At 36.0% G+C, this 15,765-nt stretch carries 18 protein-coding genes and 1 riboswitch; of the genes, 1 reads left to right on the forward strand and 17 read right to left on the reverse strand.

The features are described 5' to 3' along the window. Nucleotides 1-65 precede the first annotated feature (65 nt). Nucleotides 66-222: riboswitch (cyclic di-AMP (ydaO/yuaA leader) on the reverse strand. 115 nt (nucleotides 223-337) lie between these two features. From ACNAZ4_RS06455 to ACNAZ4_RS06480, 6 genes are all read right to left on the reverse strand, one after another. Then, nucleotides 338-505 (reverse strand): hypothetical protein, encoded by a 168-nt coding sequence (locus ACNAZ4_RS06455; RefSeq protein ID WP_415813426.1) that lies wholly within the window; start codon nucleotides 503-505, stop codon nucleotides 338-340. 56 nt (nucleotides 506-561) lie between these two features. Next, complete coding sequence (locus ACNAZ4_RS06460; protein ID WP_415813428.1) at nucleotides 562-963, reverse strand: hypothetical protein; 402 nt, start codon at nucleotides 961-963, stop codon at nucleotides 562-564. A 609-nt stretch (nucleotides 964-1,572) separates the two neighbouring features. Continuing rightward, nucleotides 1,573-2,124, reverse strand: a complete 552-nt coding sequence (locus tag ACNAZ4_RS06465; protein WP_415813430.1) for a GNAT family N-acetyltransferase — start codon at nucleotides 2,122-2,124, stop codon at nucleotides 1,573-1,575. Nucleotides 2,125-2,198: 74 nt separating this feature from the next. After that, a complete protein-coding gene (locus ACNAZ4_RS06470; protein WP_415813431.1) occupies nucleotides 2,199-2,429 on the reverse strand; it encodes a PspC domain-containing protein in 231 nt (76 codons plus the stop codon). A gap of 26 nt (nucleotides 2,430-2,455) precedes the next feature. Further along, on the reverse strand, nucleotides 2,456-2,617 hold the full coding sequence (locus ACNAZ4_RS06475) for a hypothetical protein (RefSeq protein ID WP_415813432.1): 162 nt from the start codon (nucleotides 2,615-2,617) through the stop codon (nucleotides 2,456-2,458). A gap of 62 nt (nucleotides 2,618-2,679) precedes the next feature. Then, on the reverse strand, nucleotides 2,680-3,060 hold the full coding sequence (locus ACNAZ4_RS06480) for a hypothetical protein (RefSeq protein ID WP_415813433.1): 381 nt from the start codon (nucleotides 3,058-3,060) through the stop codon (nucleotides 2,680-2,682). Nucleotides 3,061-3,216: 156 nt separating this feature from the next. Between ACNAZ4_RS06480 and ACNAZ4_RS06485 the strand changes: the two genes are divergently transcribed. Further along, the gene (locus ACNAZ4_RS06485; protein WP_415813525.1) at nucleotides 3,217-4,035 is read left to right on the forward strand and encodes an MBL fold metallo-hydrolase; all 819 of its coding nucleotides are present in this window, start codon (nucleotides 3,217-3,219) and stop codon (nucleotides 4,033-4,035) included. A 221-nt stretch (nucleotides 4,036-4,256) separates the two neighbouring features. Here the strand turns inward: ACNAZ4_RS06485 and ACNAZ4_RS06490 are convergent, their stop codons facing one another. The 11 genes from ACNAZ4_RS06490 to ACNAZ4_RS06540 form a co-directional block, all read right to left on the reverse strand. After that, nucleotides 4,257-5,096, reverse strand: coding sequence for a tyrosine-type recombinase/integrase (locus tag ACNAZ4_RS06490; protein WP_052806911.1), 840 nt, complete (start codon nucleotides 5,094-5,096; stop codon nucleotides 4,257-4,259). A gap of 13 nt (nucleotides 5,097-5,109) precedes the next feature. After that, on the reverse strand, nucleotides 5,110-5,991 hold the full coding sequence (locus ACNAZ4_RS06495) for a tyrosine-type recombinase/integrase (protein WP_044390597.1): 882 nt from the start codon (nucleotides 5,989-5,991) through the stop codon (nucleotides 5,110-5,112). A 10-nt stretch (nucleotides 5,992-6,001) separates the two neighbouring features. Next, the gene (gene xerA, locus ACNAZ4_RS06500) at nucleotides 6,002-6,832 is read right to left on the reverse strand and encodes a site-specific tyrosine recombinase/integron integrase (protein WP_044390598.1); all 831 of its coding nucleotides are present in this window, start codon (nucleotides 6,830-6,832) and stop codon (nucleotides 6,002-6,004) included. 6 nt (nucleotides 6,833-6,838) lie between these two features. Then, nucleotides 6,839-7,726, reverse strand: coding sequence for a site-specific tyrosine recombinase/integron integrase (xerA, locus tag ACNAZ4_RS06505; RefSeq protein ID WP_044390599.1), 888 nt, complete (start codon nucleotides 7,724-7,726; stop codon nucleotides 6,839-6,841). A 278-nt stretch (nucleotides 7,727-8,004) separates the two neighbouring features. Further along, nucleotides 8,005-8,490 (reverse strand): group II intron maturase-specific domain-containing protein, encoded by a 486-nt coding sequence (locus tag ACNAZ4_RS06510; protein ID WP_415813434.1) that lies wholly within the window; start codon nucleotides 8,488-8,490, stop codon nucleotides 8,005-8,007. Between the two features lie 94 nt (nucleotides 8,491-8,584). Continuing rightward, nucleotides 8,585-9,295 carry a group II intron reverse transcriptase/maturase gene (gene ltrA, locus ACNAZ4_RS06515; protein ID WP_415813436.1) on the reverse strand — a complete coding sequence of 237 codons (711 nt, stop codon included), beginning with the start codon at nucleotides 9,293-9,295 and terminating at the stop codon, nucleotides 8,585-8,587. A 584-nt stretch (nucleotides 9,296-9,879) separates the two neighbouring features. Beyond that, a complete protein-coding gene (locus ACNAZ4_RS06520; RefSeq protein WP_044390600.1) occupies nucleotides 9,880-11,676 on the reverse strand; it encodes an ATP-dependent helicase in 1,797 nt (598 codons plus the stop codon). Then, nucleotides 11,670-13,817 carry an AAA family ATPase gene (locus ACNAZ4_RS06525; protein ID WP_044390601.1) on the reverse strand — a complete coding sequence of 716 codons (2,148 nt, stop codon included), beginning with the start codon at nucleotides 13,815-13,817 and terminating at the stop codon, nucleotides 11,670-11,672. The genes ACNAZ4_RS06520 and ACNAZ4_RS06525 overlap by 7 nt, the downstream gene beginning before the upstream one ends. Before the next feature lie 264 nt (nucleotides 13,818-14,081). Next, a complete protein-coding gene (locus tag ACNAZ4_RS06530; protein WP_277813868.1) occupies nucleotides 14,082-14,216 on the reverse strand; it encodes a hypothetical protein in 135 nt (44 codons plus the stop codon). A gap of 403 nt (nucleotides 14,217-14,619) precedes the next feature. Continuing rightward, nucleotides 14,620-15,159, reverse strand: a complete 540-nt coding sequence (locus tag ACNAZ4_RS06535; RefSeq protein WP_415813437.1) for a DUF5915 domain-containing protein — start codon at nucleotides 15,157-15,159, stop codon at nucleotides 14,620-14,622. A 374-nt stretch (nucleotides 15,160-15,533) separates the two neighbouring features. After that, a complete protein-coding gene (locus ACNAZ4_RS06540; RefSeq protein ID WP_044390604.1) occupies nucleotides 15,534-15,752 on the reverse strand; it encodes a hypothetical protein in 219 nt (72 codons plus the stop codon). Nucleotides 15,753-15,765 lie beyond the last annotated feature (13 nt).

The raw sequence follows: 15,765 nt of genomic DNA on the forward strand, positions 1-15,765 counted from the left end.
ATTGCACATCCCTTCAACTTTAAAAAGACCATTCTTAATTAAGAATGGCCAATGGCGTTCATCAACCCTTCTCTCTAATGGACCTGCGGAGTTAGCTGTCGGATTAGGGACTGAGAGTATCCCTTCTTAGCTTTAAGAAGCTAAGATTCACCCCAAGATAAACAATGTTTATCAGAAATGGTTTCCCCGCTCAAAGATTCGGCAAAAAGGTCTTTATGGAAATAATATATAAAGGTACGCCTTTCATTTTCTTTTGTCAAATATTTATTGAACTTGACGTTTTAGACTGGTTGCCGAACCGGCACTCTTACTAGAATGACTGCTTTGATCTCGTTACTCAGTTAGTCTGTTCCTTCTGATAATCTCTGATTTCTAACAAAGTAGAATGAATATTATTTAATGCCACCAAAATAATGCCTAACATCGCAAAGGTTACGATTTCCTGTGTGATAAAGGAAATAACACCAAGAATAAATAAAAACAGTGTATTTTGCCAATCCTTCACTTTACACAACCACCAATCATAAAAAATATATAAAACTCTAACTTGATGATCAATAATTAAAACTCAAGTTTATCTTTATTCCTTCTCCTGAAAAGTATAAATAATAAAATCAATGAAATGATAAACATAATTGCAAAATACAAACTAAATAAACCAGGAATCACTGATGTCATACTATTTGAGTCTTGTGAAAACACGAAAAGTGAACTACAGCTGAATGCCAGTAAATGGACCAATGCCATAATGATAACCGCTTTTCGTGAATGATTGAGATTCGATTCCTGTAGACCTTTTATCTTTTTAGACAAATGAACGGTAAAAATTAATAAAGCCAGAGCATAAATCATCACCAGTACGTACAAAGGAATCATTGAAGGCGTGAGGTGAAGGTTGAAGATGTGCTCCGCAATCCCCTTTTCATCTAGCCAAAAAGCCAGGTGTGCCACAAATAGAACCATACAGACTCCTAGAAATTTCAATTCACTCATCACTATTTGAAAATACATATTCTTAGTTGACATAGCCACTCACTTTCAATCAATTTTTTCTTTTTCTAACATTCTTATATCAAAAATCAGCAATTGAAATGCTGAAAATGAAACTATTGGTAAAATGAATATAAGGTGATAAGAAATGGTGCTTCCGTAACTTGGGCCTCTACTAAAATATTAGCTGTACCCTCCATAATAATTGATATGAATAAAGCTAAAGTAATACTCAATACACCTTTTATTCCTTTTCGTTCAACATTACTTTCGCTTAAACACCCTACACAGATTTATAGCAATATAACGAGCAGTATTAAAACCATTGCTTCCTCTCCTTTTTCTAACTTCCTAACATCGCTCATCATTCTTATGTAAGCCATTTTAGCTCTATAAGAGTACCATTGAAGCGGAATGATACCCATATGCAGGCATTTNCACCGTCATAAGGGTACCTTTCTANCGGAATGATACCCTTATGCAAGCAATTTCACNTTCATAAGGGCACCTNCTNGCGGAATNATACCCTTATGCAGGCATTTCCACCGTCATAAGGGCAACTATAGATAATACGGATGTTTTTCAGGTACCTTTAAATTCCTCTTCTAAAATAGCAAATAGAAAATGATCTCTCCATTGTCCTTTTACCTTCAAATTTTTAATGAAATGCCCTTCTTGCCGGAAACCTATTCTCTTTAAAAGGTTGACTGAACCTGCATTTTCCACATCACATATGGCATATATCCTATGGATATCCATGTTATTAAACCCCAAATTTAATAATCCGTTGACAATTTCAATTCCGTATCCTTGTTTCCAATAATTTGAGTTAATGAAATATCCGATTTCTACTGTTTTAAAATCCTGGTCTTTTACCATGAACAAAGCATTTCCGATTACTTTTTTTGTCTCTTTTACCTCGACTCCTAAAACAAATATTTGTCTGTTTTCTTCGTGTTGAAAAGCAATCTGCTTTCTAAGGCTATGTAATGTTTGCTCTCGATTATTTGGGCCCCAAGTTAGGTATTTAACCACTTTTTCATCGGATTTAAATTCATAAATATCGTCAAAATCCTCTTCTCTAAGTTCCCTCAGGATAAGCCGGTTTGTTTCCACTGGTTGAACCCTAGTCATTCATATACGACCTCCACCAGAAAATTCATAAAAATAATCACCCTTATTTCTTCAAAAAGGTAGTCAATCATAGATTAATATAATGATGGTGGACGGTCAGCCATCGTATTTGTAAGAATTAAATAGAGCAGGATATTAGCGCCAGGCAAAAAAATGAATATTAACCTTACCGCTAAAGAAGATATACCATAATACTCAGCTATGCCACCACAGACGCCACTAATAGACTTATCAGTCGAAGACTTTCTTAATTTCCTTTTCAATTCAATCCCACCTTCAGTTTTTTGCAGCAAGCCAAAATTCAATGATTCGCTATAAAAGATGTCTTTAGTCAGCCTTTCTTTTGATTATCCCTGATCTCTAAAAGTGTAGAGTGAATATTATTAAGGGTCACCAAAATAATACCTAACATAGCAAAGGTTACGACTTCCTTAGTGATAAAGGAAATCACCCCAAGAATAAATAAATACAAGGTGTATTGCCAATTCTTCATTTGATCTTCCACCATTCCCAAAATTAATATTTACTTAAAGTTAACGATGATACCAGTACTCCTTACCCTTCAAGTAATTGCATATAATACAATTCATGCTCATTGTCCATCTCTACAAAAATAATCCCTGTCTCACCGTCATTTGTATCAAACAAAACGGTTCCTCTTGGTAATTTTGTAGACGAAAAATTTGCGAAAAACAGACTGGAGGTCGTGACTTTTTTAATTTCTCCAATCTTTTTTCCTTTTTGATGCCTATCCTTATTTTCCTCAAACCATTCCAGGTCGGTGACATTACTATATATAAATCCATCAAATTTCAGGATATCCGCATTGTCATTATGCTTGAGAACATCTCTTGCAGTCACTTTCCCGCCATCTCCACTGCAGCCAGTAAGTGAACCTATGATAATCAAAAGCCAAATCAATGATTTTTTTAACATATCTTCACGTCCTTTCAATAAATGCTCGTTTGACTCAGAAATACCCGTTTCCAGAACACATTCGGCATACTAAAGCCATTCCCGGGGTATACTCAAACAGATGCTCATACATTGGAGGTTTTACTAGTGAAAGAAAGCTCTTCAACTGAACGATATATGCCTGTGACTTCATCAATGAGCGGGATGATCCAGAATGGTGAAAATGGTGTTTACAGCCTTACTGTCCAGATCGTTAATGTTTGTTTTGTACGCATTTCTGAAAACCCTGGAGATTGGGTGCTGATAGACGCCGGGATGCCTAAATCCGCTGATAAAATCATCGACGCTGCCGAGGAACTTTTTGGTGAAGCAGCAAGGCCAAAAGCCATTATTTTAACGCATGGTCACTTCGACCATGTTGGCGCCATCATCGACTTGATTGAGCACTGGCAGGTGCCTGTTTATGCTCACGAGCTTGAGCTTCCTTTTTTGACAGGCCAGCAAGATTATCCGAAGCCGGATGCCAGTGTGGAAGGCGGTTTGGTTGCCAAGATGTCTCCTGCCTTCCCGCATGAGGGAATTGACCTTGGAACACATGTCCAAGCCCTTAACGCAGATGGCAGCGTACCGAATATGGAAGGCTGGAAGTGGCTTCATACTCCGGGACATACTCCTGGCCATGTTTCATTATTCAGGGAGGCCGACCGTGTCCTCATCGCAGGAGACGCGTTTGTTACGGTCAAACAAGAATCCCTGTACAGTGTGCTGACTCAAGAACAGGAAATAAGCGGCCCTCCGCGATATTTAACAACCGACTGGGAAGCCGCACGCTCCTCCGTTCAAAAGCTCGAGGCGCTGCAGCCTGCCTATGCCATTACCGGTCACGGAATCCCAATGGCTGCAGGGACATTAAGAGAAAACCTGAGAAAGCTCGTTGATGAATTTGATGAAATCGCCATTCCTGATTACGGAAAATATGTAGACGGCGAAAAATAACCGACAGAGAGTCTTGCCGTTTAGGCAGGCTTTTCTTTTGAATTAATTTCCACCTTTTGTAATAATTCCACAAAAATAGCGTTAATCCTTCTTAACACAAATAATGGTATAATTTAAAAAATGACCAAACCCATATATACCAAGGGCTTGGTCATTTTATAACGGTTTTTAATAAAGCGTTAATTTATATTATACGAATAGTTACCTTTTCGAACTTCCACTTACATCCATTGATCATAGATCTCTTTTCGTGCTTGATGGTACAATCGAGCATACAGCTGCGTTTGATGTAGTCCGTTATGTCCCAATAGAACTTGGATACATTCTAGCGGCATTCCCTTCATGGCTAAATGTGCAGCAAATGTATGACGTAACGTATGGGGTGTTAAGTGAATCCCTAGCTTTTTTGTATAGCCTTGAAATTTCAAGTTAATCGTACGAGAACACATCGGACCTGTCCTTGACGTATTGACAAAAGCAAACGGTTGGGAATCCTCTCGTTTCTCTAAATAGGCTTTCAAATGTACTGCACACTCTCGTGTAAATAGGACAATCCGCTCTTTTTTACGTTTCCCATTCGGAATCGTAATCATGCGTTCCGACCAGTTAATATCCTCTTTTTTCATATCAACTAACTCCATAAGACGCACACCGGTGGCATAAAACACTTCAATAACCGCCCTTTCCTCCACCTTCCCTTTTACCAATTGACGCAATTGTAACAGTTCATCCCTTTGCAGATATCTTGGTAGTTTATCCTCCGATTTCGGAATGGGTATTTTTTTCGCTGGATCCTTAGTAAGAAAACCTTCTTCTATGCAATATTTAAAAAACAGCTTGATCCCTGCTAATTTACTGCTCACTGTAGCAACTTTATATTCCCTTGATTCTAAGGAAGACATCCAACCCCTAATATCTTTCGCATTCATTTCTGTGAATGGCTTCTCACAAAAAGCCAATAATTGATTCACTGCTAGTATATACAGATTCACTGTCTTTTCCTCTAATCGAAACCTATAATCCTCTTTAAATTGTTTCAAGCAATTATCTGCGATTATCAAAAAATCTATCCCCTTATCCCATATATTTTCGGTAAAGCGAAATGATCTCCCTCTTGGGAAGCCTAGCGTATATTTGTGTCGTCACAACATCACTATGACCCAATTCATCTCCAATGAACGCTAAATCTGCCCCTTTCGCCAATAATTCAGTTGCGAAGGTATGACGTAATCGATGTGGATGCAAATTTGTTTTGAGTTTTGCTTTCTTTCCCAATTTCATTAAAATAAGCTGGATGGTTCGAACGTGTAACCGCTTACCTGTAGAGGTTACAAAAAGTGCCTTCAGAGAATTTTGACTTAAAGAGATATATCGCTCCAATAAAAGAGCACACTTTTCTGTAAAATGAACAAAGCGGATTTTTTTGCCTTTGCCTACTACGCGCGCTGTACGGTATTCAAGATTTACATCCTCTCGATTTAACTCACTTACTTCACTGACTCGACACCCTGTGGTAAGCAAAAATTCCACCAACACCTGATTTCGAAGAGAGGTGATTTCGCTATGATTACGAATTTTAGCAATTTCATCTTTCTCTAAGTACTTTGGAAGTGTTTGTGAAAGACGAGGAAACCATCGGCTTTTAACTGGTGAACTATCTATATAATTTTCATTTATACAAAACTTGTAAAATGAAGATAGAATACTTAGCCGTAGTCTCAATGTTGCTTCACTAAAATGAGCTCCGTTATTTTTAAACCATTCAAGAATGGTATTTGAGGTCAAAGAGAGATAAGTTTCTTTCATATCCCCAAAAAAGTGTTCTAAAAAATGCCGATATGTAGTAATGGTATTTTGACTTCGGTTTGAAACTTTTAAACTTAATAAAAACTCTCCAATGATTTCCTGATTACTTTCATTCGGTAAGTCTTTCGACAACTCCCAGTAATTATTCATCTTCTCACTCCTATTGGTATAGATCATATTGTTTTTTACGTGCATGTTCCATTAATCGTGTATAAATGCGAGTACTGTTAATATCTACATGACCCAGGAGATCCTGAATGTAACTTTGAGGCATATTTTTTTCTGCTAGGTGTGCGGCAAATGTATGACGTAAAGTATGGGGGCTCACCTTAAAACCAAGTGATTTGGAGAAATTACGAAAGTTTTTTTGTATATATTCCCGGTGAAGTGGACCTCCTCTACGATTTGCAAATAAGAACATGCTATTTGTTTCTCGTTTTTCCAGGTATAGTTTTAAGCGTTCCGCACAATCGTGCGAAAAAAGGACAAATCTCTCTTTGGTTCCCTTTCCTTTGCGTATCCATATTTGCCTGGTATCCCATTTAATATCCTCTAATTTGATTTGTAATAGCTCACTAACCCGTACGCCTGTGGAATATAAGGTTTCAATGATAGGACGAAATTGGTAATCATTCCGTGTTAATTCTTGTAACTCGGCCAACTGGCGCCTACTTAAGTAGTATGGAAGGACATCATCTTTCTTAGGGGTTTTTACCGTTGACAATGGATTTTTCTTCAGGAGATTTTCTTCCATACAGTATTGATAAAATGACTTCAATCCTGATAGTTTAATATGTATCGAACGTTTTTTAAGACCTTTTTCCTCTAGGGAGGCAAGCCATGCTCTTATATCAGCAGCCTTCACTTCACTAAATCCTTTTTTACAAAAGCTGAAGAATTGTTGAAGCGAAAGTCTATAACTTCGGATTGTTTCTTTACTAAACCTTGATTGATGATCGTCAAAAAATGACGCTAATACTTCTTCGTTCATGGTTATCTACCCCATTATATTTTGATAAGATGTAATCATGTCCTCAGTTAGAATACGGGCATATATACGAGTTGTGTTTAGATTGGAATGTCCCAATTCATCTGCTATAAATTCAATGGTTGCCCCTCTTGCAAGCATGTTTGTAGCAAACGTATGGCGACAACAATGAGGATGCAACGATTGATTTAACCCAGCCTTTTTTCCAATTTTCCTCGTAATATAATAGATGGATTTGGGTCCTATACGTTGATCGGAATTACTCAAGAATAATGGATCTGATTCTTTACAGATTCTTGTATGTATATAGTCCTTCAATACAAGGGCACACTCTTCCGAAAAATGCACCTTTCTAATTTTCTTTCCTTTTCCCGTTACCTCAGCTGTTCTTTTTTCTAAATTGACATCTTTTATAGAAAGATTAGAAACTTCCGAACTTCTGCATCCTGACGAAAATAAAAATAGCATCAGTGCACGATCACGAAGAACCGAATTTTCTGTTGTAAGCTTTACTTTAGCAAACTCATTCTCGCTTAAATACTTGGGTAAGGACTTTGGAATTTTGGGTCTCCATCTTTTTTTAATAATGACATTTTCTATATACTCTTCCGCAAGACAAAATTGCAAAAATGATGATAGTGCAGTTAGGTAAGCATCTACCGTCTTTTCCTTTTTTCCATTAGTGAAATGTAAAAAGCATTTTCTCACTTCATTGGTTGTTAATTGATTTAAAGGAAGAGTACATATGCTCAAGAACCGTTCTAAAAACCACCGATAGTTTCTTATTGTTCGTTCAGCTTTGTTTTCAAGTTTTAAACTTAGCAAATATTCATCCATGATCGCCCTTGTCGCTTCATCCTCAAGGTTACTCTTCGTGTAATCACTAGATTCTTTCATTTGTTAACCTCTTCTCTATTTTTCTATTAATGATACATATAATAATCTTTAACTAATTTATCTTTTTATATACATTTGTTAAGGACTAATACAAATCAAAAATATAGTCAACACTTCAGATTAACTTCATAAAATGAGCCATAGTATAACTATTGTTCTATATCATAATCAAGCGAAGCTTGGTCAACAAGGTAGTGTGCAACAATCAATTCCTTACAGTTTTTATTACAGGTTTTTCCCTCCATTAAAAGCCACGTACTTGCCTGTTTGTTGTATTATCAGTTATCGTCAGATGAATCGAGTAGATGACTAGCCATTAGCTGGCTAGTCGACCTCTCACACCTTTCAGTTGTTATTGCCCGATGGAGTACTTCGCTAAGAGATATGCGCCAGTATCCCTTACGGGAGTTAGCTGTTTTCATCGCTTTCGTATGGTCTATTCCGTATTTCCGAAGCATTTTATATCTTGTTTTTACTCTTTTCCATCGTTTCCAGATTAATTGCCTTAACCTGTGATTCAACCATTGTTGGATTTCTTTGACGAATATCTTCATGTACGATACACCGTAGTAGTTAATCCAACCCGTGGTTATTTGATTAATCTTTATTGTAATTTCTTCAAAGGTGCCAGGTCTTTTTCGACTTGTCTCTTTTCGTAGTTTCTCTTTGAATCGTTGTTTTGCCGACCTACTAGGTCGGCATCCAACTTTCCCAAGAGATTCTGTAAGTTGAAACCCAGGAATGTCCCAGATGTTGCCGTACATATTTTGCTTTTCTTTTGATTAATTGTTAGCTGTAGATCTTCTTCGATATATTTCGAGACACTTTCCATGACTCGTTCACCTGCACGTTTGCTCTTCACGTAGATGCAAAATCGTCCGCATATCTTATGAAACGATGTCCTCTTCTTTCCAACTCTCTATCTAGTTTATTTAGATAGACATTAGCTAGAATCGGCGAAAGAGGTCCTCCCTGTGGAGTCCCTTCTGTTTTCTCGATGTAGATATCTTTGTCTAGAATTCCTGAACGAAGGAATTTCCATATGAGCTTCAATACGATTTTATCGGAGATAAATTCCTCTAGGTAGGCTCTTAGCCTTTGGTGATGGATGGTATCGAAATAGCTTTTCAAATCACAATCCACCACCATTTTGTATCCCTCTTGATAGTATTGTTCTGCTCGTTTTATGGCTTGGTGTGCATCTCTTCCTACTCGAAATCCAAAGCTGTTGTTCGAAAAGTGTGGGTCAATGATGGGATTGATGACTTGAAGGATCGCTTGCTGGACCACTCTGTCTAGAACACAGGGGATACCCAAGTATCTTTTCGAGCCATCTGGCTTTGGGATGGCGACTCGTTTGACTGGTTGAGGAGTATAGGTTCCATCTTCCAGTTTTTGTTTCAATGCTCGATAGTGTTTCCTCATGTGTGATTCCAGTTCATGTACGGTAATCCCATCTATACCTGGAGCACCTTTGTTTGATTTTACTTTCTTGTAAGCTTTCCAAAGATTATCATCGGCAATAACTTCTTTTATTAAATTGATACCATCTTGTTCTTTCATATCCATGTTGACATCCCTATGCACTCCTATATACTCTTCAGTTTCGAACTTATCCATCAATAGGGAGCCATCTTTCGGTCTATACCACGATGTTTTCTGCATTGAGTCAGGATGTCTACACCTCCTTGTTTTCCAAGATTTAAGATTGTTCAGTCCTTCATTCCGTTCTTGGAATTACTATGACCTCTGCTGACTTCTCACGATAAATCTTGTCCAACCGAATGTTTTACGTTCGTCCGTGAGACCTCCCCGGGTAAGAGCGATAACCTTCTTCTCATGTAACTGCTATATTTACTGCATGGGATTTGGGCAGTATTGGACTTTATCTTGTTTGGCAGATTCGTCCGTCCCAATTCAGCCTTTTATATAGTTTCTGTTCGTCAGTTCGAGAATTTGCATCCGGCTTCCTTCAGATTCCACGTCACCATGGACACCCATGCCATTTGCTAACAGTTCCTACTGCCAAGCCTGTAGTGGACTTTCACCACCAAGTTATCATCCATGCCGGGCGCACCAAAAAACACCCCCCATTTTCATTAGGGGGTGTGTGTGAGAAAAACTCGGAAAATTAACTTCTGGAACTAGATCTCTTATTTCTCTTGATAGTAGGTGCCATCATATTCAAACTTAGCCTGTGCTAATTGATGATTTGTTTGATAGGCGTATCCTGAATTTGCTTTCCTACCTTTTTCAGCAAATAAATGCAGATTTTTTTTTGCCCTAGACCCAATCACATATAACAATTTATTTGAAGCAGATTCCGTAATATAGTTTGGTTGGTTTCTAATAGAACTCCAGTGAGGAATATATCCCCAAAGTAGGCCAAACGCAATCACCGTTTCAAATTCTTCACCCTTAACACCATAGCAGGTATTTATAACAACACCAGTTGAAGGCTTAAATATATTCTTAAAGTACTGAATGTCATCTGGAGTGCCTATAAAATCAGTTGATTCATACCGTGTACGAATACCATCAAAGAATATATCCCATTGTTCCACTAGCACATAGTAATCATTTAAATCGAGTTCTAGTTTATTGAAAAATGCTTTAAACGCTTTTTCCAAATATAGTATGCCATTTGATTCATTCGGTTTTATGGAATTGATTATCTTAAGGTATCTTCTACAGTCTATGTACTCATTTCCCAAAGAACCGTTTGTATAGCCGTTTAAATCATTAATTAGGTGACTCATCCATCTAAAACGGCTCATAGATGTTTTAGGGGTTATTTCTGATAAGAATAGCCTTGATAATTTCCACCAAAAACTCTCCCGATTTGTTGGCAATGGTGAAACCCCTGGTGCATCAAAAGGGATATCTGGTAAAACAGATTTTAATTTTTGTGCAAGTGGGGTTAAAAAATACCACTGGGGTGCTATGATACATATTTCGCTTGGCTTTACACCTTTTTTAATATTATGAGTAATGATATCAGCAAACTCTTTATAAAGATTATCCTTATTTGTTGTTGTATCAAGTGTTATATATCCATGCTCATTTGCACGCTGACCAAGTGCTTCAATATTTACTTCTGTTGACTGAAAATTTCTGAAGAAGTCAACGATTCTTTGTGTAGATCGATAATTTCCAGGAATCTCTTTGAACACTATATCTTGATTTCCGATTTCCTCTTGTATCTCATATAGACTTTTAGGCGTTCCTCCTAATGAGCCATATATTGCCTGATCTGGGTCCCCTACTAGAAATAGTTTACACTTATCGCCAGCCACAGTGAGAACTTGTCCAATAATAGCGTATTGTAAATCCTGTGTATCCTGAAATTCATCAACAAAAATATGAGAAAATATATTTGCCAGGTGTGAGCGTATTTTCTTATTGTTTATTAACATTTTATAGGAATAATAAAGCAATAAATCAAAATCTATTTCCTTGTTTTCTAAGATACTCTCATGGAACTCCTTTGCAATTGCATTATTATATGGGTCAGCATTCATATAATTCGCATTTCTATCCAGTCCTGTATTAATATCGCTAAAAAAAGGAATAGAATGTTTTTTCTTTAGTTCATTTAAAATTTTTCGCTTTTTGTTATCATCAATGATGGAAAATCCGTTAACTAATGCTGGTTCATATGCTGAATATGGTTTAATAATCCACTGATAGCAAAAAGAATGAATTGTGCCAGCCCAAAGCTGCTCTTGTGGAATGCCAAGGTCATCAAGTCTCCTTTGTATTTCCTCAGCCGCCCGATTGGTATAAGTGAGTGCAACAATAAACTTCTTTTTACTATCGAACCTCTCTAACTCATAAGCGATTTTGCGAGTTAAAACGCGTGTTTTTCCGCTACCTGGACAAGCAATCACAAGTGCATTTTTATCCGTTGTCACGGCATCTAGTTGGTTAGAATTTAAACCGTCTAACATACTTGATACCTCTCATAATTGTCAATCAGTAAAATAAGATCATCATTTTCATCTAAGTATTCTTCGCATAATTTTCTTAGCTCGCTATATGATTGCTCAATATCGTTCAGGTTTTCAAGAGCATCTACAAATTCACAAAATTCATCATAGCTGCAATGTTGCTCTATTCTGTACTTAGCCATTTTTACAAAGTGTTTAAATCCAATATGTCCCGCTGCAAACGCAATAGCTTTTAATATATAATCTGGAATGAATGTTTCATAAGTCAATTCCTCTGCAAGTGTAAGGGCAAACCATCCTTTTCCTACAACCTTATCCGCTAGACGAAGTGTTTCAAGTCCAACATTAATATTATCACTGGATTCTAATAAAGCCTTTGAATTGTCTATTGATTTTTTCGATTTATATATTTTGCTTAATGATTGTATTATTTCTCGCTGATTACCGGTTAAAACAAAATCAACTTCAAAAGTATGTTCTGCATAAAATGCTTCAACCCAAGGATTGTCTTTGCAGTATAAATCTAGTTTCTGTTTTCTTTCTTCCCCTTTTATTTCAGAGTTTCGAGATTTCCTTTCCTCAACAGTATCATCGTCTTTATTTACTTTTAATGGTGTAAGTGATATGTCATGATCAGTTATGATGGCACAATGTCTTCTGATTCTTTGATCATGGAATAAATTTGCAATATGGTCGAAGACTGTGCTATTCATATTAATTAAACTGACCCCCATTTCATCAAGGCTTAAACCAAAGACACTTTTAAAAAGAGCTGGTATTAGGACTAGCTCAGCATCTCCTTCAACTAGGATTACACCTTTAGCAAACAAAAGGGTACTCCTTGTAGCATCAAGATAACGCTCAATTTTAGTGCACTCATTATCATCAAGTCCATTACTTGGATGACATACGACAGTTTCGTTAACCTCTTTACATAGAATATTTACCGACTTTATTTTGTTTGCTGAAGAGATATGTGTCGAATGTGTTGTTGTAATGACCTGTGTATTCTGAAATTTGTAATTATCGAACAGCGTTTTCTGAATATGCGTATGAATGTGTGCCTCAGGCTCTTCGATTAATAGGAAATGAGCAGCTTTCTCTTCGGTCGGTTGCTTATACTCATATTCTAATAATTTTAACGTGATATAGATTAAATTTGCCCCGCCCAAGCTTAAATCTTCTAGTTTACCTTGATAGCTTGTATCTTCCCCATCTCCAACCCATAGTGTTAACGATTGGAACAGTTTATTTATATCTTCAGGAAGTTCAGAACGAATACTTACATTTGGTGCATATGTAAAGCCAATTGTTGAATCAAGTGTCTTTTTCACCTTTTCAGCCAATTCCTTAATCTCCGAGAGATTACTGATTGTTTCATTCAAATCTGTTACCTTGCTTGTAATATTTGATGCAGCAGTTACTTGAATATTTTTTGCACTACCCCTTAATAAATTTAATAACGGGCTTTGTCTATTTTTACGTAATTCTGCCATAACATCTCGAAGAGCTTTAATATGCGTACATGCAATTTCTGATCGCACTAAAAATATTTGAGATGTTGTAATACCCAGCAAGTCCTTTTTTTCATCATCAGGATTAGGGAAAATAATATTTTCAAAGTCGCCAACCAATTCTTTATATACTGCTTCAACAGAAAAATCAGCTGTACCTCGAAAATGATAAACACCCTCATATTCATTTATAGTTATTTCGTTTAGAATTTCTTCAAGCTTTTGCTGATCTTTATCTTTATCAATAGATAGCTCGTATAATTTTTTTCTGAATTTTTTATTCGGCCGAAAATAGAAATGATAAGAGCCGCTACTTGAAGCTTCATTAACATGTTCAAGTTTATGAGCTAAAATATTCGCTCCCTCACTTGAATCTAAATCTTCAAATTGAAGAGATATAATAATCCAATGACCTTGCCATCTAGATAAATTCCTATTAAAATCGGTTTCTATTAATTTAGAAGCACTGATGGGTAGATTATTATCAATCATAAGACGTAATGCAAAAAATGCATTTGTCTTTCCTGAGCCATTTTCTCCTATAAGCGTATTTACTCCTGGTTGAAATAAAAAGTTTTGTGAACAGAAATTCCTGAAGTTTCTAATATACAGTTTTGAGATATACATACTCTTCTCCCCTCCTACATCTGAAAAGGCTTCATTACCTATTTTAGCACTTTTTGTAAATATATTGATTGATTGCTCGATTAATGAACACATCTGTTGAAACAGAACGGGAATTAATCCACTGGTATAGTAGTAAAAAGTTGGGAACTAAGTTTATATCTGTGTATCCCATAAACATTGAAAACATGTTAAATAAAAAAAGCCACGTCATTAGCCTGGCATTTTGTTGCATGTAAAGACTACCTATGTATAATCGATTATTTGTTATTTGTTTTCATTGATTACTTTCCAAACATAATTTGTATAAGTTTTTAACCCTTTTGCAATCTCTACTTGTCTCATTCCTTGCTTATGTAACCGTAATATCATTTCTTTCTTTGTCAACTTTTCATCTAACATTCTGATCTCTCCAATCAAGCATTAATTTTTTCATATTATAAAATCAATAAACACTTTTTGAAAAGTAAGCAAGAGATGAGGTTTCTCTATTGTGGACATTTGTTGTGATAGAAGTGGAATACTGCTGAAGAAGTTTTTGACAGTATTGGTCTACCATTTAATATAAGTGCTACTCCAAAATCTAACCCATTAAACGAAAAAGACGCTATCTTGTTCATAGCGCCCGATTGTTGAATATCATATTTCCTTTTAAGTATTGTTGTTTGTTCAGCCAAAGAACCAGTTAAAATTATCGTGCACAGTGAAATATTAAAGTGTCAAGAAAGATAGAAAAATTCAACTTTTTACTGTTGAATCTACTCCCACTCTTATGATTTGTTATAAAAATTAATTTCGTGTTCATTTACTTTAAAACCTTTACCGAATTAATAATGAGGTTTTTTGGGACTAATTCATCAAATTTTATCGATACTGTTTGAAGCCAGGAATCAGTCTGAACATAAAGGTCTACTCGTAAATCAACTGGAAGATCTAATTCCTTTCTAAATGTTTGAACAGCACGAACAAATTCTCTTACTAATCCTACTTCTTTTAACTCCTCTGTCAATTTGGTATCTAATAGTGTCAAGAAATTGCTACCTTCTAATAATTCAAAACCACCCTTGCCTTTTTTATCAATAAGTACGTCATCCATTGTTAGAGTGACATTTTCACCTGAATTTAAAGGTAATTGAATCACTTTTTCTTCAATGAATAGTTTCTTATCGGTATCGTCTAACTTTTCAACTTTATTTTTTACTTCACCAACGGATTTGCCTAACTTTGGCCCGACTACAGCAAAATTTAATTTTAGTTCAATCTCTAATAAATCTTGGTAATTTCCACTAAATTCAACATCTTTAATGTTCATTTCATTTTTAATAATAGACAAATACTTTTCCAATTGAGATATAGTGGACTCTTCTGTCGGAATTACGACCAATTGAGCTAATGGTTGTTTGGTGTTAATTCCTATACTATTTCTAAGGGATCTTGTTAGCTCTTTGCCACCAATTAAAGTCTTTCCTTCACTTGGTTTGCAATTGTTTCAGAATCCAGAACCCATCATGGAATTCAATTTGGGATCATTACATTATGGGTTAAATATGGAACATTTTTTTGTTTTAGGTACATTTTGCAAAAAGTTGAACGTTGAAAGAAGATAAAAATACTTGTTTGTATCCTAATGATGTAATAGCATGTATATTCTGAGAAAAGTAATCTTGTCTCTGTTTAACCTGCAGTATGGAAATCCCACCTAATAAACATTTTTCGCACTTACCCCTTATTACCTTGTTTTTCATAATAAGCCAAGCAAATATAATAAACAGCTGCTGCAATCAATATAAATAGCCTGTATTCTGTTAATTGATTTTTTTCACTATAGTAATTGGCATCTATTATAGATGTTAATGCCATACCGCCAAATACTATGACTCCAATCACCACAAAAACCTTAAAGTTACTGTTATTCGTTATTTTCCTATTAATACCCAATTATTGTCAACTC

The sequence above is a fragment of the Mesobacillus thioparans genome, assembly GCF_965138835.1.
GTDB classification, from domain to species: Bacteria; Bacillota; Bacilli; order Bacillales; family Cytobacillaceae; genus Mesobacillus; species Mesobacillus thioparans.

Coding starts and splice junctions, on each gene's coding strand:
- ACNAZ4_RS06525 (WP_044390601.1), bottom strand. CDS start 13,817: ATGTATATCTCAAAACTGTATATTAGAAACTTCAGGAATTTCTGTTCA.
- ACNAZ4_RS06520 (WP_044390600.1), bottom strand. CDS start 11,676: ATGTTAGACGGTTTAAATTCTAACCAACTAGATGCCGTGACAACGGAT.
- ACNAZ4_RS06530 (WP_277813868.1), bottom strand. CDS start 14,216: ATGTTAGATGAAAAGTTGACAAAGAAAGAAATGATATTACGGTTACAT.
- xerA (WP_044390598.1), bottom strand. CDS start 6,832: ATGAACGAAGAAGTATTAGCGTCATTTTTTGACGATCATCAATCAAGG.
- ACNAZ4_RS06475 (WP_415813432.1), bottom strand. CDS start 2,617: ATGAAGAATTGGCAATACACCTTGTATTTATTTATTCTTGGGGTGATT.
- ltrA (WP_415813436.1), bottom strand. CDS start 9,295: ATGGATATGAAAGAACAAGATGGTATCAATTTAATAAAAGAAGTTATT.
- ACNAZ4_RS06465 (WP_415813430.1), bottom strand. CDS start 2,124: ATGACTAGGGTTCAACCAGTGGAAACAAACCGGCTTATCCTGAGGGAA.
- xerA (WP_044390599.1), bottom strand. CDS start 7,726: ATGAAAGAATCTAGTGATTACACGAAGAGTAACCTTGAGGATGAAGCG.
- ACNAZ4_RS06480 (WP_415813433.1), bottom strand. CDS start 3,060: ATGTTAAAAAAATCATTGATTTGGCTTTTGATTATCATAGGTTCACTT.
- ACNAZ4_RS06460 (WP_415813428.1), bottom strand. CDS start 963: ATGGTTCTATTTGTGGCACACCTGGCTTTTTGGCTAGATGAAAAGGGG.
- ACNAZ4_RS06495 (WP_044390597.1), bottom strand. CDS start 5,991: ATGAATAATTACTGGGAGTTGTCGAAAGACTTACCGAATGAAAGTAAT.
- ACNAZ4_RS06510 (WP_415813434.1), bottom strand. CDS start 8,490: ATGTACGGCAACATCTGGGACATTCCTGGGTTTCAACTTACAGAATCT.
- ACNAZ4_RS06485 (WP_415813525.1), top strand. CDS start 3,217: ATGCCTGTGACTTCATCAATGAGCGGGATGATCCAGAATGGTGAAAAT.